The following is a 20,811-nucleotide window of genomic DNA, read 5'->3' as shown; positions in this document are numbered from 1 at the left end:
ACGAAATCCGCGAACGTGTGGACGAGGCGAACGCTCAACCAACCAACCGGCGTACTGCGCTCTCGCACTCCTCCACCAGCCGCGCCATCACGTCTGCCGCTGCGGGCAGATCGCCGATCAGCCCGGCCGACTGACCGAGTTCGACCTTGCCCCATTCGACGTCGCCATCGAGCGCCGCCTGTTTGAGCGAGCTGGATTTGAACAGCGTGTCGTACGCAGCGGCATCCGGCTCTTCCTTGTCGGCCAGCAACACGCGTTCGGCGAACTGATTGCGCGTCATGCGAACAGGCAGGCCGCGCACGCCGACCAGCGTCGTGCCGTCGATATCGGTATCGAGCACCGCGCGCTTGTAGTTCTCATGCACGCCCGCCTCACGCGTCGCAAGAAACCGCGTGCCAAGCTGCACGGCATCCGCACCGAGCGCCAGCAACGCCGCCACGCCATAGCCATCCGCCACGCCACCGCCCGCCACAATCGGTAGGTCGAACTCGACGACCGCGCGACGTACGGCCACGAGTGTGCTCACGCCGTTCACCGGCGGATGCCCGCCCGCCTCTGCGCCTACGACGACGAGGGCATCCACGCCTGCATCCGCTGCCTTACGCGCGTGCGGCATTGTCGAGACCACATGAATCCAGCGAACACCACGCGACTGAAAGCGTTCGAGATGCGCTTTCGGGCCGCCTTGCGACGCAATCACCACCGGCACGCCTTCCTCTTCGATGACGTCGAGAAACTGCTCGGCCTGCGGGCGATACAGCGGGATGTTCACGGCGAACGCGCCATCGGTGGCGGCCTTCACTTCGCGCACGGTGTCGCGAAAGGCATCGAGATACATCGGACCTGCGGCGATCACGCCGAGCCCGCCTGCATTTGAGACGGCAATCGGCAGCGCCGCGTTGGACGACGCCCAGCTCATCCCGGCCTGGATGATGGGATATTTGATATTCAACAGCCGAGTGAGGCGGGTCTGAAGCATGAAAAGTCCCTCGAAATACCGCGCAGACGCGCATTGACGATGCTCGTCAATCTAAGGGACATATGATGCATTGTCAAACAATTTACCGCAAAACCAGCAACTCAATCAAAGCCCTTCTCCAGCCTCTTCCCGCTCCTGATCCAGCATGATCCTCGCCTGATACGTGAGCTTGTCAAGTATCTTGGGCAGCGCATCGCGCTCTGCGCGCGTGAGCACGGACAACAGACGGTCGTTGAGTTCTTCGGCGACGGGGAACACCTGCTTCACGAGATCGCGGCCGTGGGTGGTGAGCGAGATGACGACACCGCGCGCGTCCGCGCTGTCGGTGCTGCGCTGGAGAATGCCGCGCGCCTCGAGCGCGGTGACCGTACGGCTCATCAACCCCCGGTCGAACTGCGCCTGCTCCGCGAGCCGATTGAGCGACATGCCGTCGCTGCTGTGCAGCAACGCGATGGAGCGCCATTCGTTGAGCGTCAGACCGAAGTTGCGCTCATACACACTGGACGAACCCTTCGTGTAGATGTTCGTCAGTTGACGCAGTTGAAACGACGTGAGCTGCCGCAAGTCGGACGGTGCTGCGCTCACCGGTTCGGGCGAGCGCGAGGGGTTGGGCTTGGGCATGTGACGATTCAGCCGGTAGGCGGGGAAAGGAATGGCGTCATGCTATCGCCTCGCCCGTGCCCGGTCAAACCGGCACATGCCTTGATTCCACACGGATTGCACACCGTCTCAGGCGCGCAATCACGAACACCCTCACGAACGGGAAACACCCTTGGGCAACAGCCGCGCAGAAATGCCCACGAGCAACAGAATGCTGCCGAACAGCACGAAGCATCCAGCGACCTGCAAGCCGAGCGCGAGACTGCCCGTCGTCGTCTTCACGTAGCCGATCACGCTCGGCCCGACCAGCCCGCCCAAGGCACCGATGCTGCTTACCACCGCGATCCCGGCTGCCGCGCTGGCCGGTGCGAGATACGTCGACGGAATCGTCCAGAAAACGGACAGGCTCGACAGGTGCCCCGCCGTCGCCACCGCCAGCAGGATCACCGCCAGCTCGACGTTATGCGACAGATACGGCATGACCATGAGGCTCGCCGCCGCAAACATCAGCGGCACCGAGGCATGCCAGCGACGCTCGCGCTGGCGGTCCGAATGACGGCTCACGATCAGCATCGACACGATGCCGACGACCGGCGGAATCGCCGAGAGCAGACCGACGTGGAACGGATCTTTCACACCGGTCGACTGAATCACCAGCGGCGCGAAGAACGCGATGGTGCTCGCCAGCACATAGGCACAGAACGACACCAGCCCCGCCACGTACACACGCCAATCGCCCAGCGCCGCCAGCGTGCCGCCGTGCCCATGACCACCCTTGCTGGCCTTCTGACGACGCTCCTCATTGAGCACGTGCGTGAGCCGCGCCTTTTCGTCGTCGCTCAACCACTTCGCCTGCTCCGGCCGGTCTTCCAGCGCGAAGAACACCACGACACCGAGCAGGATCGCGGGAATACCTTCGAGCAGAAACATCCATTGCCAGCCAGCGAGACCGTGAATCTGATGGAAGCTACGCATGATCCAGCCCGACGTCGGCGCACCGATCATCGTCGCAATCGGAATCGCAACGAACGACAACGCCGTCACACGTGCACGCCGCTCCGCCGGAAACCAGTAGCTGAGATACAGAATCAGCCCGGGGAAGAAGCCCGCCTCCGCCGCACCGAGCAGCATGCGCGCGACGTAGAACTCCGTGGGCGTGCGCGCGAACATCATCGCGCATGCAACCGCGCCCCAGAGCGTCATGATGCGCAACAGCGTCTTGCGCGCGCCCATGCGCGCGAGCATCAGGTTGCTCGGCACCTCGAACAGCAGAAAACCGACGAAGAACAACCCCGCGCCGATACCGTAGACGAGATCGCTGAAATGCAGATCTGCCTTGAACTGGATCTGCGCGATGCCGATGTTCGCCCGGTCGATGTAGTTGATGATGTAGCAAACGAACAGCAACGGCAGCGTGCGCCAGGCGATCTTGCGATAGGTCGATTCCTCGACCACCTGACCGGCCGCGTTTGCGCCGGGCGTGTCCGTCCCGCCGAACGGCTGTGACGCCGTCGTCGTATGTGAAGTCATGTCTCCTCCAATCTTGATTTTTTGATGAGGTTCGGTTGCGGGGCGGACGTCGTGTCCATCGACGCCCGGCCGTCAGGTGTCAGGACAAACCGAACTCCCGAATCGCGTAGTCGCGCAGCTTGTTCTTCTGCACTTTCGAGCTACCCGTCATGCCGATGCCGTCGAACGAATCGACGAATCGCAGGTATCTCGGCACCTTGAAATTCGCAGCACGCGCGCGGCACCAGTCGATCAGCGCTTCGCTCGTGACGTCCGCACCGGGGCGCAGCACCACGAACGCCGCAGGCACTTCGCCCAGACGCGCGTCCGGCACTCCCACGACCTGCGCCAGTTGCACCGCCGGGTGCGTGAACAGCGTCTCCTCCACTTCGGCGGGCGCAACGTTCTCGCCACCAACGCGGAACACATCCTTCAGACGCCCGAGCATGCGCATGCGTCCTTCACCGTCGATCACACCGAGATCGCCCGTGCGCAGCCAGCCGTCGTCGCTGAACGCCTGCGCCGTCTCCTTCGGCTTGTTGTAGTAGCCCTTCATCACGCTCCAGCCGCGCACTTGAATCTCACCGGGTTCGTCCGCACCGAGCACGTCGCCCGTCTCCGGGGACACCGTGCGGATCTCGATACCGGGATGCGGGCTCGCCCAGCCGCCCACGCGCAATTCGAGCGGATCGCGCCAATCGTTGAGCACCACGTTGGGCGACGCTTCCGATTGCCCGTACGCGCCGACCATGTAGGGCACGCCCATCACGTCGTGAATCTTCTGCATGATTTCCGGCCCCGCCGCCGCCCAGCCGCCACGCAGGTGAATGCGTTCGCGACGGAATTCGGGGTGGCCCATCATCATCAGGAAAATCGTGTCGTTGCCGGACGTCAGCGTGCAGCGCTCTTCATCGAGGATGGTCAGCACGCGCGCCACGTCGAACGACGGCACCGACAGCAGGCACGCACCAGTGACCAGCGAGACGAGCAGCGACATCGTCGTGCCCGCCACATGGAAGAACGGACGCACGCTGAAGTAGCGGTCATCGGCACGCACGCCAATGCGCAGCGCCGAGGCAGCGGCATTCATCAGCATGTTGCGATGACGCAGCAGCACGCCCTTCGGGAACGACGTCGTACCGGAGGTGTACTGAATGAGCAGCACATCGTCGGGCGAGACTGCGGCGGCGCGGCGCGCAACTTCGTCACGCAACGCGGGTGTGTCCGGCAATGCGTCGAAATGTTCGACACCCTCCGGCAAGCCGCGCGCGCTGTCGCCCACCATCACGGCGCGGCGCAGCAGCGGCAGGAAATCGCCCGGCAGTTGCGCATCGAAGGCAGGTTCTACACCGCGCAGCAACGCCGTGTAGTCGATATTGAGGAACGTGTCGACGTAGAACAGCACGCGCACGTCGCCCTGACTCAGGCAGTAGTTCAGTTCGTCGGATTTGAACCGAGTGTTGACGGGTACGGCGACCGCGCCGATCGATGCCGCCGCGTAGAACAGCACCACCCAATCCACCGAATTGCCCATCAGAATGCCGACATGCTCGCCGTGCTGAACGCCGAGGTGCACCATGCGCGCGGCCGCCTGCGCGACACGCTCGCTCAGCGTGCGGTAGTCGATGCGTTCCCCTTCGATCACCAGCGCTTCGGCTTCGGGCGTTGCGCGCGCACGCGTCGCGAGAACGGCGGGCAGCGTGACCGGCCCTTCAAGCCCGAACTGGCTAGCGTAGGTTTCATGCCCCACGTCGTGAACTTCAGGCATGACCGCCTCCCTGCTTCGAATCCTGGTTTGCCGCATGATCGACGTCGTTGCTCGTGCCGCTGCCGAAGCGCGCGATCTTGCTGCCCCAGTCGGGACTTTGCAGCAACGTGTCGATGGCGAGCAGCTCGATAGCGAGCGCACCGGCGGGGTCCGTCTCGACGCCACGGTCGATACAGTCCTTCGTGAGACGCATCGCCAGCGGCGGCGCGGCGGCAATCGTCTGCGCCATCACACGCACGGCGTCCAGCGCGCCGTCCGCTGGCACGATGCGCGACACCAGCCCGGCGTCGCGCGCTTCCTGCGCCGACAACGTGCGACCGGTGAAGGCCATGTCCTTGGCGAGGCGCTTACCCACGGCGCGCGGCATGCGCTGTGTGGCACCGACCGTCCCCCACAGTGCTTCGGGCGTGCGGAACGCGGCGGCATCTGTCGCAACGATGAAGTCGCATGCCATTGCGATCTCTCCGCCCGACCCAATAGCCGGACCCTCCACAAGCGCGATGCACGGCTTGCCGATCTGCTCGATGGCGTCGTAGGCGGCGAACGCCTTGATACGGCGCGCGCGCACATCGTCAAGACTCATACCCTGACGCTCCTTCAGATCCGCCCCCGCGCAGAACACCGGCCCGTTGGCGCGAACGATCACGCAGCGCACCGAGTCGTCGTCGCGCAACGCCTGAACGGTGGCGCGCAGTTCGTCGCACATCGCGGCGTTTAGCGCGTTGCGCTGCTGCGGCCGGTTCAGCACGACTTCGACGACCGCGTCCTGACGCACGATCTCCAATGTCTCCCAATCTTTCATGCTTGTCTTTCCTAACGTCGAATCGAATTCAGATGGCGCCTTCGCGACGCAAATCCGCGATTTGCGCCGGGGCATAACCGAGCGTCGCCAGCACTTGATCGGTGTGCTCGCCCAGCAACGGCGGACGCCCCACTTCGGGATCGGCAAAGCCGTCGAACTTGAACGGCACCGGCAGCGCGCCGAACTTGCCAATGGATGGATGCTCGAACTCGCTCACCATGCCGCGCGCCAGCACGTGCGGATCGGCGAGCACCTCGTCGACATGCTGGATGGGACCGGCGGGGACATCGGCGGCGGCGCACGCGTCGCACAACTCGCGACGCGTTCTGCCCGCGATGGCAGTCGTCAGCGCCGCCATCAGGCGGTCGCGATGCTCGACGCGGCCCGCATTGGTCGAGAGCGTGGCGTCGGCCGCCAGCTCATCGAGGCCGAGCAGTTCGCACAGCGGCAGCCAGTGCTGATCGCTGCACGTGATGTGGACGTAAGCCCCGTCGCTGCACTCAAACGTGGCCGACGGCACACGCCCGGGATGTTCCGTGCCCAGACGTGGCGGCACTTCACCCAGCGCGAAGTAGCGGCCAGCAGCCAGCGTCAGCAGACTGACCTGACCGTCGAGCATCGAGAAATCGATGTGACAGCCTGCGCCCGTTTGCGTGCGGCCCTGCAAGGCGCTGAGAATCGCAATCGCGATCCACAAACCCGACGACAGATCAGCGATCGGCAGCCCCGGCTTGACCGGACCGCCGCCGCGTTCGCCCGTCAGGCTCATCAGCCCGCCCATCGCCTGAAAGACGGTGTCGTAGCCCTTGCGTTTCGCGTACGGGCCGGTCTGGCCGAAACCCGTGCACGAGACGTAGATGAGCTTCGGATTGGCTTCGCGCATCGCCGCTTGATCGAGGCCGTAACGCTTGAGGGTACCGACGGGGAAATTCTCCAGCAGCACGTCGGCGCGCGACGCGAGATCGCGGATGATCGCGCGCCCCGCTTCCGTCTTCATGTTCGCCGTCACGGACTGCTTGCTACGGTTGCAGGCGAAGTAGTACGCCGACTCGTCACCGACTTTCGGCTCGAACGTGCGTGTCTCGTCCCCGCTGCCCGGTTGCTCGATCTTGATGACCGTCGCGCCAAGCTCCGCAAGGATCATGTCGGCGAACGGGCAAGCGAGCACGCGCGCCAGTTCGAGGATCGTCACACCGGCCAGCGGCTTCATCGGTGCGCTCACGACTTCGGGGCGCGCTTGGGGAAGCTGCGCATCATCAGGTTCGTATCGAGCGAAACGTCGAACGCCTGCGTGAGCGGCAGATCCGCCACGCGATGGAACAGACGCTTGGTCGCCGTCATCGACACCGGATCGTAGTCGGCCAGACGCGCGGCAAGTGCCACGGCGTCGTCGACCAGCGTGCTGTCGGGGCTAACACGGTTGGCAAGTCCCAGCGCCATTGCGCGCGTTGCGTCGACGGTATCGCCTGTCGACACCAGCTCAAACGCAGTCTTGCGGCCAACCTGACGCACCAGATTCGCCATCACGATGGCCGCCACGATGCCGTGCTTCAGCTCCGGATAGCCCAGCTTGAGGCTCTCGCCCACCACGAGCAGATCACAAGCGAGCGCAAGTCCTGCGCCGCCACCCATTGCATAGCCCTGCGCCGCACCGACGACCGGCGTGCCGATCTCGACGAACGCCCGATGCAGCGACGTGGTGAGGTGCGCGCGCTTGAGCGCAGCCTGCGCGGCGTCGGCATCGCTGCCACCCGCCACGAAGCCGCCGAACTCCTTGACGTCCGCTCCGGCACAGAAGCTCTGCCCTGCACCGGCGAGCACGATGGCGTTCACTTCGGGATCGGCATCGGCCTCACGCAACGCCGCCAGCAGCGCCTGCGTCAGTTCGTTGTTCAGCGCGTTGCGCTTATCGGGGCGATTCATCGTGATCACGCGCACGGCGCCGCGATCTTCGATCAACAGGGAGTCGGGATACGTCATGTTTCGGGACATCGGATTCATCAGCCAGAGGTGAGTCAGGGTATGGCGGCTAGCCTAATCCACAAAATGTGACGTCGTCAAACAAAATTATCCAATCACCATCTCAACATCGTGAAAACATCGCAGTTAATCGAATAATTTATGGGAAACCCCTTGTATGACGATTTATAAATTATTTGACATTGCATCACATTAAGTGATTTCATGCGCTCCATCCGAACTCACTTCCGGCGCATTGCGCCCGCATGTCATGTCCGATCTGATTCTGTGCGAATGCTTCGCCCGTGACGGCCTGCAGCACGAGACCGCGTTCCTCCCGACCGACACCAAGCGAGACCTGATCGATCAGTTCGCGCGCGCCGGATTTCGTCGTGTGGAAGCCACGTCCTACTCCAACCCGGCGGTGGTGCCGCAGTTCGCCGACGCGAGCGAGTTGCTCGCGGTGCTGCCACGTGTTGACGGCGTTCACTACAAAGCGACGTGTGCCAACACGCGTGCCGTCGAGCGCGCGCTGACCGATCTCGACGCCGGGATCGGCGTCAACGAAATCAGCCTGCTGGTCTCGGCGAGCGACTCGCACTCGGAGCGCAACCTCAAGCAGTCGCGGGCGGGTCAGTGGCTGCGCGTCGAAGCGATGGCGAAGGCGGCACAAGGCCGTTTCCGTCTGGTCGGCACGATTTCCGTGGCGTTCGGCTGTCCCTTTGAAGGCGCGATCGATCCGGCGAGCGTCATGGAAGACGTGGCGCGCTTCGCATCGCTCGGCGTGAAATACATCACGCTCGGCGACACCATCGGCGTGGCAACACAAGCGTCGACGAAGGCGCTGTTCGCACAGATGCTGTCGTCATTCCCGGACGTCCATGCCATCGCGCACTTCCACGACACGCGCGGCACCGGCATCGTCAACTACCTCGCCGCACTCGAAGCGGGTGTGACTCACTTCGACGTCGCCTTCGGCGGTACGGGCGGCCATCCCGCGAAGGTGCAGTACGGCGGTGGCGTGACCGGTAACGTCTGCACAGAGGACTTCGTCAACGTGCTCGAAACGATGGGGGTCGACACCGGCATCGATCTGACGGCCATGATGGCCGCGTCGCAAGCCTGTGAGACGGCGCTCGGCCGCCAGTTGGCGAGCCGCGTGGCCCGCACCGGTCTCAACCCGATGTTGAGCGCCAGTCCGGCGACGACGCAATGAGCCGCGACGCCGCCGACCTCGGCCGCGAACTGCGCATCGAATCGCAGTTCTGTCTCGATAACGGATTCGCACTCGTCGATGCTGGCGACGGCACCGCCGTACTCGCCTGCGAAGTGCTCGACCGACACACGAATCGTCACGGCAACGCGCACGGCGGCTTGATCGCGGCGCTACTGGACACCGCGATGGGCGTGGCCACGCGCGCCAGCGGTGCGTTCGACAACCTCGGCACCGCCAGCCTCACGATCAACTATCTGCGCCCCGCACGCGGACGCATCACCGCACACGCACGCGTGCGCCGCAGCGGCCGCACGCTCGCGTTCTGCGAGGCCGAGGTGCTCGACGCGGAAGGCCGCCCACTCGCGACCGCCAGCGCCGTGTTTGCCGTCGCCTCTCGTGATGCGTCGAACGCACGGAGTGACTCGCCACCGACCTGATCCACCACCGCAACACCACAAAAACCACATCGGAGACACGTTTCATGCCTTTCGCAACACGACGCCGCCTCGGGTACGCCGCGGCCTGCCTGTCCTTTGCCTCGCCGCTGCTACTCGTCCCCGCGAGTGCGCACGCCGAAGTCACCCTCTACGGCCTGATCGACACGGCCATCCGCTACGAGACCAACGCCAACGCGAGCGACGGCAAGCTGTTCAGCGCCTCGCAAGGCTCGTTCACCGGGTCGCGCTGGGGCATCAAGGGGACAGAGAAACTTGCACCGGATCTTGAGACGTTCTTCGTGCTGGAGAGCGGTTTCAGCCTGGATGACGGCACGTCGTTGCAAGGCACGAAGAGCGCTGGCTTCGGACAGGCGTCGTCCAACGGCGCGGGACGGCTGTTCGGTCGCCAGGCGTTCGTCGGCGTGCGCGGCAGCTACGGCGCATTGTCGGTGGGTCGCCAGTACAGCGTGGGCTATACGGCGATGGGCGCAGCACAGATCTTCAACAACCCGAACCTCGACACCCTGATCGTCGCGAGCAACTATGTCGGCAGCCGTCTCGACAACACGGTGAAGTACACGCTCGACGCCGGTGGCTTCTCGCTGGGCACGGCCTACACCTTCGGCAACGCCGCGAGCGATACGCATGCGAACTCAGGCGTGGGGGTGACCGCCGGTTACACGGCGGGCGGCGTCAACGGCACGCTGCTGTACCAGCGTCTGACATCGGCGGATGGCACTCAGTCGCGCAACACGTTCGGCTTCTCGACAGGAGCCGAGTTCGGCGCATGGCGGGCGACGGCGGGTTATCTGCACAGCCAGTTGACCGAAGTCGAGACGCGCAACAACGTCATGCTGCTCGGCCTGAGCTACAACCCGCTGCCTGCGTTGACGCTGGGGGTTGGGGGCTTTGTCGACTGGCAGGCCCAACCGGGAGGCAAGCGCACGGCTGTCTACGGCATGGCCGACTACCAACTGAGCAAGCGCACGGACGTCTACCTGGAAGTCGACCACAACAACATCAGCGGCAAATACACGCTGATCGCCTCGCAAGGCACCTACGGCAGCAAGGTCGGGGTCTCGCTGGGGTTGCGTCATACGTTCTGACAGCACGCCGAACTGTTCCGGCCGGGAACTGGCAAATCTGTATCTGTTACTGCGGTGACGGGGTGACTAGAATCTACTCACCCCTCCCACCCATGAAGGATTTCCATGCTCCGCATTCTCGGCAGACCCGCCTCCATCAACGTACGTAAGGTGTTGTGGCTCGCCCATGAGCTTGGCATTCCCTTCACCAACGAACCGTGGGGCGACGGCGACACCTCGCGCAAGCTCGATAACCCGGCGTTTGCGGCGCTCAATCCGAACCTGATGGTGCCGGTGATCGAAGACGAGGACTTCGTCCTCTGGGAGTCGAACAGCATCCTGCGTTATCTCGCCGCGTCGCGTGAGCGCACAGACCTCTATCCCGTCGCCCCGCGCGAGCGTGCGCGCGTCGATCAGTGGATCGACTGGCAGTCGTCCGATCTGAATCCGGCTTGGAAGTACTCGTTCCTGTCGCTGATTCGTCGCTCGCCCGGCTACAACGATCCGCAGGCGCTCGCCGCCAACTCTGCACGCTGGAACGACTTCATGCGCGTGCTCGACAAGCAACTGCAAACGACGCAGGCCTTCGTGAGCGGCGATAACTTCACGCTCGCCGACATCCCCGTCGGCCTGTCGGTGCATCGCTGGTTCAGCGTGCCGATCGAGCGTCCGCAATTGGAGGCCGTGTCGGTCTACTACGAAACCCTGTCCGAACGCGAAGGCTTCCACCTTTACGGACGCAACGGCACACCCTGACGTTTTAATTGACGAAACATGGGGGAATGGATACCGTCACATCTGTGAATTTCTCACCGTTAGGATGACTGACCTTCCCCCCATGAAAATCGATAACGGAATCACACAGGCGCTCACCGGACGCGCGTCGTCGGGCGCAGCCTCCGGGCATGGCCGTACCGACGTCGGTTCGTTTCGTGCCGTGCTCGCCGAAAAGACGCAACAGCCGGTCAGCACGAACGCCGACGCGCAACAAACCACTCGCCAGATCGACTTCGGCAACATGACACGTCAGCAGATGCGCGACTGGGTTAACGACCGGATTCGCAGCGGCCAGATGTCGCTCGACGATAGCTCGCCGTTCATGGCGATGACGATGAAGGTGCCGGTCGATGGCAGCGCCGAGATTCCGGCAGAGCTCGACCCGGAGCGCATCGACTTCGCGCAGCGTGCGCGTCAGGGCATCGCGGGGGCGCTCTCGCTGAACGATCCGGCCAACGCGAAGCGCCTGCAACAGGCGCTGGACATCATGTCGCGCTATCAAGGTCAGACGGTCGGCATTTCGACGTCCGCCTGACATCGTCACTCGCTCCGGCGATCTAGCGCGAGGCCGGTGTCGCCTCGGCCATCGTCTCGCGCATGACCTCCGCCAAAGCGATGACACCCGCTTCGATGTGCTCCAGCCGGATCGACGAAAAGCCAAGCCGGAACATGTTGCGCGGCGGGTTGTCCCCCATGAAAAACACGTCGCCCGGTTCGATCAGGATGCCCCGCGACTTCGCTCGCGTCGCCAGCACGTTCGCGTTCAACTGCGACGGCCCCTGCACCCAACACGACGCCCCACCCTTCACGCGCACGAACGTCGCTTCCGGCATATGCGTCGAGAGCGCTGCGCTCAGCACTTCGGCGCGCTTGGCGTAGGTATCGGCCAGACGTCGCAACAGCGCGTCGTGATGGCCAAGCGCCAGGAACATCGAGAACGAACGCTGAATGAACGCCGACGGGTGACGGATCATCAACCGGCGCAACGCACGTAGCTCATTCACCAGCGCCGCCGGCGCGACGATATACCCTAGCCGCAATCCGGGCGCGAACGACTTGGACAAACTGCCGATATAGATCACCCGGTCGCTGCGATCCAGACTCTTGAGCGCCGGAATCGGAATGTCCGAATAGCTGTTCTCGCTCTCGTAATCGTCTTCGATCACAACGAAGTCATCGGCCTCCGCGCGACGCAGCAACGCCTCGCGGTGGGCAAGCGGCATCGTCGTGGTCGTAGGACACTGATGCGACGGCGTGACGTACACGTAATCGCACTGCGACAAGCGCTCGTCCACCGGCAACCCATGCTCGTCGACCGGTAGTCCGACGAGCTTCGGCGTGCGCATCGCGAAGATGTTTCTGGCATCGGGATACCCGGGATCTTCGACGCCCACGGTCGTACGCGCGCCCACCAGCAAATCGGCGAGCAGATACAGCGCCTGTTGCGCACCATTGGTGAGCACGATCTGATCGGCATCGGCCCACACGCCACGACGCGGCAACACGCGCGTGCGAATCTGCTGGATGAGCGTTTCGTCGTCGCGCGCGATCATGTCCGGTGCCCAGTCGCGAATCTCCATGACGGTGAGCGCCTTCTGGCAGCATTCGCGCCAGTCGGCGGTCGGGAACATCGTGGGATCGAACTGCCCGTAAATGAACGGGTACTGGTACTGCTGCCAGTCGATCGGTTTCACGATGTTGCGCTGCGCCGAAGGCCGCACGACATAGCGCCCCTCCCAGTCGGGCGTGGACGGATCCAGCGGCGCGATGGTGCCAGCGGATTCCGTCTCCGCCCGCCCTTCCGGCGCGTGCTTCCCGTCACGCCCCTCCCGGCCATCACGCCCGTCCCGCGCACTCGCGGGCTGCGACCCGACGCGCGGCGCGAGGATATCGCCATTGACGAAGTAACCGCGCCGCTCCCGCGCGATCAGATAGCCCTCGTCGACCAGTTGCTGGTAGGCCAGCACCACAGTGTTGCGCGCCACGCCCAGCCCTTCGGCCAGCTCGCGCGACGACGGCACGGCCGCACCACGCATCAGACGCTCGTCCAGGATCGCCGACACGAGCATCTGGCGAATCTGGCTCTGCAAACTCATGCCTGCTCGCGCCGACACCGAAAACAACTGGTTCCACATCGCCGCAGAAATCCGGCTCGACATCGCGTCCCCTTTTTGTCTGTCACTTCTAGAACGTCAATTATTACTCATGAGACGGTGACGTTTATTCCGAATTGGGGTTTATCCGCAGACGAGCGAAAACAGGTGAGATTCGAGCATTCATGCGGCTTACGGGCCGATCACGGGGCAACTGGACCAGTTGGCATCATCAAATGCGGCCAACTGGCTCTAACGAACAAAAATGTGCGCGGCAATGATGCAGTCACTTGACGCCGATTTGTCATGCCAGATGCGTCAACCCGAGAGTTCCACCGAAAACCTTTCGAACTGAGGTGAACCATGACTGGACTTCCGAACCGGCTGCGACGGGTGTTCGCAGCGACGGCACTGGCGGCTGCGGCCTTGCCCGCAACCCTGATGCTCGGATTGACGGCGCCCGCTACGGCGCAGGCGCAGGAGAAAGAGGTGACGATCGCGTACCAGCAGATCGTCGATCCGTGGCTGGTCGCCATTTCGAGCGGCGAGTTCGAGAAGGCGACGGGTTACAAGATCCACTGGCGTCAGTTCGAATCGGGGGCCAAGGTCGCCACGGCGCTCGCCTCGGGCGACATCAAGATCGGCGTGCTTGGCTCCAGCCCGATGGCGGCGGCCGTCTCGCAGGGGCTCGACCTGCAACTGTTCTGGATCCTGGACGACATCAACCAGGCCGAGGCGATGGTCGTGCGCAATGCGTCGAACATCAAGACCCCGGCCGACCTCAAGGGCAAGAAGATCGGTGTGCCGTTCGTCTCGACCACGCACTACCACACGATGTTTGCACTGCAGCAATGGGGCATCAAGCCGACCGAAGTGCAGGTGCTAAACATGCAGCCGAACCAGATCGTGGCCGCATGGGAGCGCGGCGACATCGATGCGGCTTACGTATGGGATCCGGCCCTCGCGCAGATCAAGCAAAGCGGTCATGTGCTGATCACGTCGGGCGAACTGTCGAAGCAGGGCAAGCCGACGTTCGATGGCATCGCCGTCGACCGCAAGTGGGGTGAAGCGAACGCCGATTTCATGGCGAAGTTCGTGAAGGTGATCGCTAGCGCCGATGCGGCCTACCGTCAGAATCAGGCGGCCTGGACGGCGGGCTCCCCGCAGGTGAAATCCATCGTCAAGATGATCGGCGGCAAGCCGGAAGATGTGCCGGGCGCACTGTCGCTCTACGCCTATCCGTCGGCCGAGCAACAAGCGTCGGCGGAATGGCTGGGTGGTGGCAAGGACAGCCGCGCAGCCAAGGCACTGAAGGACACCGCCGACTTCCTGAAGGGTCAGCAGAAGATCAACGCCGTCAAGGCGGACTACACGCCGTTCGTCACGTCGCGTTATGTCGACGCCGCGCTCAAATTGAAGTAAGCCGCACCGGGGCCGACGCGCCGGCCGGTTGTGCGGCGCGCCATCCCCTCCCCAATCGCTGGATCGGCTGGAGAAGGGCTTCATGGAACAACTCATCGTCAACGACGTCAGCGTCGTATATCCCGGCCGGCGTCCCGGCGAGCAGGTGCAGGCGCTCGCCCACGTCGATCTGACCATCGCACCCGGCGATTTTGTTGTGGCGCTCGGCGCTTCGGGTTGCGGCAAGACCACGCTGCTCAGTCTGATGGCTGGCTTCATCGCCCCCACGTCCGGTGAATTGCTGCTCGGCGACGCCCCCATCGAAGGCCCCGGCGCCGACCGTGGCGTCGTCTTCCAGAAGCACGCGCTGCTGCCGTGGCTCAGCGTGATGGAAAACACCGAATTCGGTCTGAAGCTGCAAGGCATTCCCAAGACGGAACGACGCGCCCGTGCCGCACGCAATCTCGCGCTCGTCGGCTTGCAGGACTTCCACAATCACATGATCTATCAGCTCTCGGGTGGCATGCAGCAGCGTGTGGGGATTGCGCGTGCGCTGACCTGCAACCCGTCGATGCTGCTGATGGACGAACCGATGGCTGCGCTCGACGCGCTCACTCGCGAGACCATTCAGGAACTCTTGCTCGATGTCTGGCGCGAGACGCAGAAGATGATCTTCTTCATCACGCACAGCGTGGAAGAAGCGTTGTTTCTTGCCAGCCGCCTGATCGTGATGTCACCGCGTCCCGGTCGTATCACCCACACCTACGAACTCGACTTCAACAAGCGCTATCTCGAAAACCGCGATGCGCGCGCCATCAAGTCGAGCCCCGATTTCATCGCCATGCGCGAGACGGTGCTCAGCATCATCTACGGTGACGAGCGTGCCGGGCAGACTGCGTCTGCCGGTGCGGTCGCGGCCTGATGTGCCTGATCGAAGCCGGAGACGAGCCATCATGATGACCAAACCCGTCACTACCCCGCAGGCACCGTCCGCCAACAGCGGCAGCGGTATGCAGCGTCCGTCCTCTCCCCTGAACGCGCCGCGCGCACCGCGCCGCAAAGGGTTCTTCGCCAGAATGTTCGCCCCGCGCCCCGTAAAGGCCGGTGAATCGTTTGGCGCACCCGGTCAAGGGCCGAGCCTGGCGATCAGCGTCGTTACCGTGTTCGTGCTGCTGGCGATCTGGGTCGCGATCACCTCGTCGGGAATGATCAAGCCGCTGTTCCTGCCGGGACCGCGCGCCATCGTCGAGAAATTCATTCAGGTGTCGACCGAAGGCTTTGCAGGTTCGACGCTGTGGCAACACACGCTCGCCAGTCTGTATCGCGTGTTCGGCGCGTTTGCGCTGGCCTGTGTGACAGCGATTCCCGTCGGCATTCTGATGGGCGTCTCGCGCATCGGACGCGGCGTATTCGACCCGCCCATCGAGTTCTATCGTCCGCTGCCGCCGCTGGCCTATCTGCCGCTCGTGATCATCTGGTTCGGCATCGGCGAGTTCTCGAAAGTGTTCCTGATCTATCTGGCCATCTTCGCCCCGCTGGCGATTGCAGCACGGGCGGGCGTTCGCTCCGTCTCGATGGAGCAGATTCACGCGGCGTACTCGATGGGTGCGTCACCGCGCCAGATCGTGATGCACGTGATCGTGAAATCGGCGCTGCCGGAAATCTTCACCGGCATGCGCATCGGTATCGGTGTGGGCTGGACCACGCTGGTGGCCGCCGAAATGGTGGCGGCATCGAGCGGTCTTGGTTTCATGGTGCTCAACGCGGCGGAATTCCTCGCGTCGGACATCGTGATCATGGGGATCATCGTGATTGGCTTCTTCGCCTTCGGGTTCGATCTCATCATGCGCTATCTCGAGCGCGTACTCGTGCCCTGGAAAGGCAAGGTCTGACAAGGCAGAAGCGGTTTCGTTGGTCATCACAAAAAGACGCAGGGCGGCGCGCCCCCCAGTACCTACCGCGCCGCACCTGACGTCAGACAAGGTGTTAAGGAGGTTGTGTGGCAGTTGAGACATTCATCGGCAGTTCCCCCCCTCGTTGCAGTCCTCGCAGTGATTCCCCGCTTCGCGCACCCGCTCACAGGAGGTCGTCATGGCCAATCGTGATGCCGGAACGCATTTGCAATCGAGCCTCAAACAACGTCACATGAGCATGATCGCGCTGGGCGGCGTGATCGGTGCCGGTCTGTTCGTCGGTAGCGGTGTGGTCGTGCATGCGGCAGGCCCCGCAGCGGTGCTATCGTTTCTCATCACCGGCGCGCTGGTGGTACTGGTCATGCGCATGCTCGGCGAGATGGCTTGCGCCATGCCTGCGGTCGGTTCGTTCTACGAATACGCGCGGCTGGCTTGGAACGACAAGCCGGTCGGCGGTGAGCTGGCCGGTTTTCTGACGGGTTGGATGTATTGGTACTTCTGGGTGATCGTGGTCGCGGTCGAAGCGGTGGCCGGTGCGAACCTGATCCAGTTCTGGTTGCCGGACATTCCCGCCTGGGCCATCAGCCTCGTGCTGCTCGTGGTGCTCACGCTGACGAATCTGGTGTCGGTCGCGTCATACGGCGAATTCGAATTCTGGTTTGCGTCGATCAAGGTCGCGGCGATTGTGGTGTTCCTGTTCCTCGGTGGTCTGTTCGTGTTCGGCATGTGGCCGGGCGCGGTGGCCAGCACCGGGCACCTGCTCTCGCATGGCGGCTTTATGCCGAACGGCATCGGTCCTGTGATGTCTGGGGCGGTGGCGGCGACAGGGTTCTACTTCGGTGCCGAGATCGTAACGATTGCCGCTGCCGAAGCCGCCGAGCCGCAGCAGGCTGTGGCACGCGCAACGAACTCGGTCATCGGTCGCGTGCTGTTCTTCTACATCGGTTCGATTCTGCTGGTCGTGATGCTTGTTCCCTGGAATTCGGCTGGCATGGCAACGCCGTACGTGAGCGCGCTCGAAGCGATGCGCATTCCGGCGGCCGCGCACATCATGAACGCCGTGGTGCTGACGGCGGTGCTCTCCGCACTGAACTCGGGACTGTATGCCTCGTCGCGCATGCTCTTTGCGCTGACGCGTCGTGGCGATGCGCCGCGCTCGCTGGCCAAGCTGAATTCGCGTGGCGTGCCAGTGCGGGCGATTCTCATCGGCACACTGTTCGGCTACGCGGCTGTGGTGATGTCGTACGTCTCGCCGGATACCGTGTTCGCGTTCCTCGTGAACTCGTACGGCACCGTGGCGATCTTCGTGTACGTGCTCATCGCTTTCTCGCAACTGAAACTGCGCAAGCGGCTGGAACGCGAGTCGCCGGGCAAGTTGAAGATTCGCATGTGGGGCTTTCCATACCTCACGTGGGTGGCGATTATCGGGATGTTGTCTATCGTCGGTGCGATGGCTTTCATTCCCGATCAACGCACCCCGCTGGCGCTGGGCGTCGTGAGTCTGACGGTGCTACTGGTTGCGTTCACCGTGCGTTCGATCTGGCGCAAGCTTCGCTCGCCGGATCCGGAGTTCGATCTCTAAATTAAGTTGGATGAGACGACGGGGACAACCCGTCGTCTGCTTCCGGATTGGATTCCCCGGCGAGAAACGGATTGAGACTTCCGTCAAAACGTTTGTCTCGACGCAACCCCTTTACTCGCCTTCGCCCACAACCAGTCGAACTCGGCGCGCCCGAGCCAACCGTCATCCCTTCCCGGCGGTCTCGGATCGCTATCTTCGTTGTGCCCGGACGTCGATGTCGAAGCGTGAGGTACCCCGCTATCTCCGAGTTTCGCAAAGCAAGCTAATGCGTCCTTCCGGCACTCATCCGCATCACTGTCGCTTCGAACTCTCTTCAGGTCGAGCGCCTCGCGCCCCAACTCATTTGCCGCACGACGATAGGCGCTGACACCGTCTTTCGCATTGCCGGTGTGTAGATGCAGCGCCCCGATTTCCATCAGCCCCAACCCATACGCCCAACGGTCGCCGACATAATGAAACGCTTCGGCGCTCTTTGACAGAATGTCGTGCTGTGAGAAACCCGTGGCGTCATCAAACTCGGGGACGCGACGCCCCAGCGCACGCAACGACGATCCCAACGCCTCGATCACCGCCCCGGATACGCCAAGTTCCGCGATTCGCCGTTCGCCTACCCATCGCTCGATGGCGGCGTTCCACGCCAGACACGCATCCCGATCCAGTTGCAAAACGTGCTCGCCGTAGAAGCGCTCGGCGAACTGCGCGAGGCCCGACGCAGCCCCTTCCGTCTCAACCGAAAGCCATTGTTCGATTTCCTCGTGCGTGAGTAGCCCGTGCGTATTCTCGAAGCACTTATGCCCAAGCGGAAGGCAAAGGTCCATGTCGAGGAACTTCAAATAGATTTGCCCGCGCTGCCCGATCTCGGCCTTTGCAAGCATCCTTTTACGATCATCGTGCATGAGCAACCTCAGGACATCCGCAGCCCCCTCTTCCGCACGGTTGATCGCATCCTTGTCTTTGCTATTCAGATAGTCACGCCCCGCTTCCGTCGAGGCGATATGCCCCAGCGCCACGCTATTCAATATCTCCGACTTTCGACTGACCGACAGCCAACTGCAGAGGCGATCTATCACGCCCATGTGCGTGAAGTTCGCGAGAAATTCGTCGAACACGCTGTCCGACGCCGGTGGACCGGCGAGAAATTGCCGATTGAAATCGTCCAGCGTCTTCACGCGACGTTCGCTGAGGTGAAGATTCGGATAGTTCAGCACAGGAAACCAGCAAGCATTCGGACAAATGGGGGGCATGACTTTTCACATGAAAGAGACGAACTGACATCAGTCTGCCCTCTTCGCCCGACCGCTCACTTTCATTTATCGCCGCGTTTTCGAGCGGCTTCGGATCCACCTCCGGTGTCGCCAACGACCGCCGGATTCTCCTCCACCAATCTCAACTTCCGCAGATCCGGCAGACTCGTCATGGATTCGTACGCGCTAATAGGGGTATCGTTGGCGCCGCCATGTTCTAGAAGATCTAGTGGCGCTACTAGCCTGTCGGCCCGATTCCGCCAGTGCGTCGCGCTATTCTGATCGCCGGATTCGTCCAATATTTTCGCCAACTCAGCGCTGACGGAACGCGCCTCCGGAACGTCCCCGATCATCCAGTCGATCACAAAGAGTCTCTGCCCTGCGTACGCCGTCAACGCATTGTTTCCTGCCGCTTTTGCCGACTCAAATCCGAGTTGCAGAAGTTGACGGAGATACAGTTTCTCGTTTCGTGCGGCCCGCTTGCAGAACAGCTCGAGGAACTGGCCGCTGGCTTCCTGATTTGCGGTCCTGGCACCTGCCTCGTCCCCCGTCAAAGCAAGATGGACGGCAAGATCCCGCCACACAAACGCCTCGTTCGCAGACACGTCACGAACGCCGAACGACGCAGCACTGGAAACCAACAGAGGCATCGGCCGCGACACCCGATGACCCTTGTGCTTCGACACCCATTCGCCCAGCGCGCGGTAGGCACTTCCGATATCGTTGATGTCGGGCGACGTCACCTTGAACCCGCCGGATATGACGCCGTCTGTCGCCTGACGTAGCAGCGTCGCCCAAGTGAGTGCGACATCCAGCCCGTCGGTGCCCATCTCGCGCAGAGCGTGCCCGCCGACGAAGCGGCTCAACAACGTTCGGCCCTCGTCATCGCGACGCAGCACCAGTTCGCCCGCCTCGGCAACACTCAGCGCACCGCTAAGCGTCTCGAAGCAACTCGCGCCCAATGGCATACGTAGTTCGCTACCGGGCAACGCAACCACAATCCGAGCGTCGACATTCAGCACCGCGCTTCCCAGCAGTTCCGCGCGGCGATCGAAGTCAAATTCAGACAACAGCGTCAATGCGTCGTGATCGACACTGTCGAGCTGCTGCCGGGCGTGCAAGAACCTGGCACCGCCCCTGGAGGCCGCGATATGACACCGGGCGGCCCGGTGCAGCATCTGCGCTTTCTCAGAATCACCGAGGCAACTGCCACTCAATATGCCCAGACGCCCTGTACGCGTGAACCCGCTCAAAAAGACCTCGAATATCCGATCCGCCGGGGTCGTCGTCGCGCCGATCTGCTCGTTGAACCGCTTGAGGACATCCAGTCGACGATCGGTGAGGTGGAGTTCAGGGGGCGTGCACAACAGCGGATTCGCGCCGGAAACGGGAGGTACTGGTGGCATGTCGGCCTCGTAGATTTGACGGAAGGTTGGTTTCACTTCA

At 63.0% G+C, this 20,811-nt stretch carries 19 protein-coding genes; 9 read left to right on the top strand and 10 right to left on the bottom strand.

Features of this window, described 5'->3' with window-relative positions; all coding sequences use genetic code 11:
* Positions 1 to 34 precede the first annotated feature (34 nt).
* From ACIQWO_RS16750 to ACIQWO_RS16720, 7 genes are all read right to left on the bottom strand, one after another.
* On the bottom strand, positions 35 to 979 hold the full coding sequence (locus ACIQWO_RS16750) for an NAD(P)H-dependent flavin oxidoreductase (protein ID WP_402826228.1): 945 nt from the start codon (positions 977 to 979) through the stop codon (positions 35 to 37).
* A gap of 105 nt (positions 980 to 1,084) precedes the next feature.
* A complete protein-coding gene (locus ACIQWO_RS16745; RefSeq protein ID WP_402826225.1) occupies positions 1,085 to 1,600 on the bottom strand; it encodes a MarR family winged helix-turn-helix transcriptional regulator in 516 nt (171 codons plus the stop codon).
* A 132-nt stretch (positions 1,601 to 1,732) separates the two neighbouring features.
* Positions 1,733 to 3,109 (bottom strand): MFS transporter, encoded by a 1,377-nt coding sequence (locus tag ACIQWO_RS16740; RefSeq protein WP_402826222.1) that lies wholly within the window; start codon positions 3,107 to 3,109, stop codon positions 1,733 to 1,735.
* A 79-nt stretch (positions 3,110 to 3,188) separates the two neighbouring features.
* On the bottom strand, positions 3,189 to 4,856 hold the full coding sequence (locus ACIQWO_RS16735) for an AMP-binding protein (protein ID WP_402826219.1): 1,668 nt from the start codon (positions 4,854 to 4,856) through the stop codon (positions 3,189 to 3,191).
* A complete protein-coding gene (locus ACIQWO_RS16730; RefSeq protein WP_402826216.1) occupies positions 4,849 to 5,658 on the bottom strand; it encodes an enoyl-CoA hydratase/isomerase family protein in 810 nt (269 codons plus the stop codon). The genes ACIQWO_RS16735 and ACIQWO_RS16730 overlap by 8 nt, the downstream gene beginning before the upstream one ends.
* Positions 5,659 to 5,686: 28 nt before the next feature.
* Complete coding sequence (locus tag ACIQWO_RS16725; protein WP_402826213.1) at positions 5,687 to 6,880, bottom strand: CaiB/BaiF CoA transferase family protein; 1,194 nt, start codon at positions 6,878 to 6,880, stop codon at positions 5,687 to 5,689.
* Positions 6,877 to 7,638, bottom strand: coding sequence for an enoyl-CoA hydratase/isomerase family protein (locus ACIQWO_RS16720; protein WP_402826210.1), 762 nt, complete (start codon positions 7,636 to 7,638; stop codon positions 6,877 to 6,879). The genes ACIQWO_RS16725 and ACIQWO_RS16720 overlap by 4 nt, the downstream gene beginning before the upstream one ends.
* A 250-nt stretch (positions 7,639 to 7,888) precedes the next feature.
* On the opposite strand from ACIQWO_RS16720, the gene ACIQWO_RS16715 reads away from it, so the two are divergent.
* The 5 genes from ACIQWO_RS16715 (at position 7,889) to ACIQWO_RS16695 (ending at position 11,667) form a co-directional block, all read left to right on the top strand.
* Positions 7,889 to 8,833, top strand: coding sequence for a hydroxymethylglutaryl-CoA lyase (locus ACIQWO_RS16715; protein WP_402826207.1), 945 nt, complete (start codon positions 7,889 to 7,891; stop codon positions 8,831 to 8,833).
* Entirely contained in the window at positions 8,830 to 9,270 is a 441-nt protein-coding gene (locus ACIQWO_RS16710) for a PaaI family thioesterase (protein WP_402826204.1), read from the top strand. The genes ACIQWO_RS16715 and ACIQWO_RS16710 overlap by 4 nt, the downstream gene beginning before the upstream one ends.
* Before the next feature lie 44 nt (positions 9,271 to 9,314).
* On the top strand, positions 9,315 to 10,376 hold the full coding sequence (locus ACIQWO_RS16705; protein ID WP_402826201.1) for a porin: 1,062 nt from the start codon (positions 9,315 to 9,317) through the stop codon (positions 10,374 to 10,376).
* A 105-nt stretch (positions 10,377 to 10,481) separates the two neighbouring features.
* A complete protein-coding gene (locus ACIQWO_RS16700; protein ID WP_402826198.1) occupies positions 10,482 to 11,111 on the top strand; it encodes a glutathione S-transferase family protein in 630 nt (209 codons plus the stop codon).
* An 82-nt stretch (positions 11,112 to 11,193) separates the two neighbouring features.
* Complete coding sequence (locus tag ACIQWO_RS16695) at positions 11,194 to 11,667, top strand: hypothetical protein (RefSeq protein ID WP_402826195.1); 474 nt, start codon at positions 11,194 to 11,196, stop codon at positions 11,665 to 11,667.
* 22 nt (positions 11,668 to 11,689) lie between these two features.
* Here ACIQWO_RS16695 and ACIQWO_RS16690 read toward each other — a convergent pair whose 3' ends face one another.
* Complete coding sequence (locus ACIQWO_RS16690; protein WP_402826192.1) at positions 11,690 to 13,291, bottom strand: PLP-dependent aminotransferase family protein; 1,602 nt, start codon at positions 13,289 to 13,291, stop codon at positions 11,690 to 11,692.
* 297 nt (positions 13,292 to 13,588) lie between these two features.
* Here ACIQWO_RS16690 and tauA point away from each other — a divergent pair, with 297 nt between their 5' ends.
* The 4 genes from tauA (at position 13,589) to ACIQWO_RS16670 (ending at position 18,121) form a co-directional block, all read left to right on the top strand.
* Positions 13,589 to 14,647 (top strand): taurine ABC transporter substrate-binding protein, encoded by a 1,059-nt coding sequence (gene tauA / locus ACIQWO_RS16685; protein WP_322881420.1) that lies wholly within the window; start codon positions 13,589 to 13,591, stop codon positions 14,645 to 14,647.
* Positions 14,648 to 14,729: 82 nt separating this feature from the next.
* Positions 14,730 to 15,548 (top strand): taurine ABC transporter ATP-binding protein, encoded by an 819-nt coding sequence (locus tag ACIQWO_RS16680; protein WP_150665506.1) that lies wholly within the window; start codon positions 14,730 to 14,732, stop codon positions 15,546 to 15,548.
* Positions 15,549 to 15,702: 154 nt separating this feature from the next.
* The gene (locus ACIQWO_RS16675; RefSeq protein WP_150665603.1) at positions 15,703 to 16,518 is read left to right on the top strand and encodes an ABC transporter permease subunit; all 816 of its coding nucleotides are present in this window, start codon (positions 15,703 to 15,705) and stop codon (positions 16,516 to 16,518) included.
* Between the two features lie 199 nt (positions 16,519 to 16,717).
* Entirely contained in the window at positions 16,718 to 18,121 is a 1,404-nt protein-coding gene (locus ACIQWO_RS16670; RefSeq protein WP_402826185.1) for an amino acid permease, read from the top strand.
* Between the two features lie 83 nt (positions 18,122 to 18,204).
* On the opposite strand, the gene ACIQWO_RS16665 is transcribed toward ACIQWO_RS16670, so the two are convergent.
* Both ACIQWO_RS16665 and ACIQWO_RS16660 read right to left on the bottom strand, forming a co-directional pair.
* Positions 18,205 to 19,290 (bottom strand): hypothetical protein, encoded by a 1,086-nt coding sequence (locus ACIQWO_RS16665; RefSeq protein WP_402826182.1) that lies wholly within the window; start codon positions 19,288 to 19,290, stop codon positions 18,205 to 18,207.
* A 137-nt stretch (positions 19,291 to 19,427) separates the two neighbouring features.
* Entirely contained in the window at positions 19,428 to 20,807 is a 1,380-nt protein-coding gene (locus ACIQWO_RS16660) for a hypothetical protein (protein ID WP_402826179.1), read from the bottom strand.
* Between the last annotated feature and the right edge of the window lie 4 nt (positions 20,808 to 20,811).

It is taken from the genome of Pandoraea sp. NPDC090278 (assembly GCF_044772185.1).
Taxonomy (GTDB): domain Bacteria; phylum Pseudomonadota; class Gammaproteobacteria; order Burkholderiales; family Burkholderiaceae; genus Pandoraea.
The sequence above is the reverse complement of the archived record's forward strand: the minus strand, read 5'-3'. Positions and strand labels throughout refer to the sequence as shown.

What these genes read in the sequence shown, in the direction of transcription:
- ACIQWO_RS16750 (WP_402826228.1), bottom strand. Translation starts at nt 979, where the DNA reads ATGCTTCAGACCCGCCTCACTCGGCTGTTGAATATCAAATATCCCATC.
- ACIQWO_RS16745 (WP_402826225.1), bottom strand. Translation starts at nt 1,600, where the DNA reads ATGCCCAAGCCCAACCCCTCGCGCTCGCCCGAACCGGTGAGCGCAGCA.
- ACIQWO_RS16740 (WP_402826222.1), bottom strand. Translation starts at nt 3,109, where the DNA reads ATGACTTCACATACGACGACGGCGTCACAGCCGTTCGGCGGGACGGAC.
- ACIQWO_RS16735 (WP_402826219.1), bottom strand. Translation starts at nt 4,856, where the DNA reads ATGCCTGAAGTTCACGACGTGGGGCATGAAACCTACGCTAGCCAGTTC.
- ACIQWO_RS16730 (WP_402826216.1), bottom strand. Translation starts at nt 5,658, where the DNA reads ATGAAAGATTGGGAGACATTGGAGATCGTGCGTCAGGACGCGGTCGTC.
- ACIQWO_RS16720 (WP_402826210.1), bottom strand. Translation starts at nt 7,638, where the DNA reads ATGACGTATCCCGACTCCCTGTTGATCGAAGATCGCGGCGCCGTGCGC.
- ACIQWO_RS16715 (WP_402826207.1), top strand. Translation starts at nt 7,889, where the DNA reads ATGTCCGATCTGATTCTGTGCGAATGCTTCGCCCGTGACGGCCTGCAG.
- ACIQWO_RS16710 (WP_402826204.1), top strand. Translation starts at nt 8,830, where the DNA reads ATGAGCCGCGACGCCGCCGACCTCGGCCGCGAACTGCGCATCGAATCG.
- ACIQWO_RS16705 (WP_402826201.1), top strand. Translation starts at nt 9,315, where the DNA reads ATGCCTTTCGCAACACGACGCCGCCTCGGGTACGCCGCGGCCTGCCTG.
- ACIQWO_RS16700 (WP_402826198.1), top strand. Translation starts at nt 10,482, where the DNA reads ATGCTCCGCATTCTCGGCAGACCCGCCTCCATCAACGTACGTAAGGTG.
- ACIQWO_RS16695 (WP_402826195.1), top strand. Translation starts at nt 11,194, where the DNA reads ATGAAAATCGATAACGGAATCACACAGGCGCTCACCGGACGCGCGTCG.
- ACIQWO_RS16690 (WP_402826192.1), bottom strand. Translation starts at nt 13,291, where the DNA reads ATGTCGAGCCGGATTTCTGCGGCGATGTGGAACCAGTTGTTTTCGGTG.
- tauA (WP_322881420.1), top strand. Translation starts at nt 13,589, where the DNA reads ATGACTGGACTTCCGAACCGGCTGCGACGGGTGTTCGCAGCGACGGCA.
- ACIQWO_RS16680 (WP_150665506.1), top strand. Translation starts at nt 14,730, where the DNA reads ATGGAACAACTCATCGTCAACGACGTCAGCGTCGTATATCCCGGCCGG.
- ACIQWO_RS16675 (WP_150665603.1), top strand. Translation starts at nt 15,703, where the DNA reads ATGTTCGCCCCGCGCCCCGTAAAGGCCGGTGAATCGTTTGGCGCACCC.
- ACIQWO_RS16670 (WP_402826185.1), top strand. Translation starts at nt 16,718, where the DNA reads ATGGCCAATCGTGATGCCGGAACGCATTTGCAATCGAGCCTCAAACAA.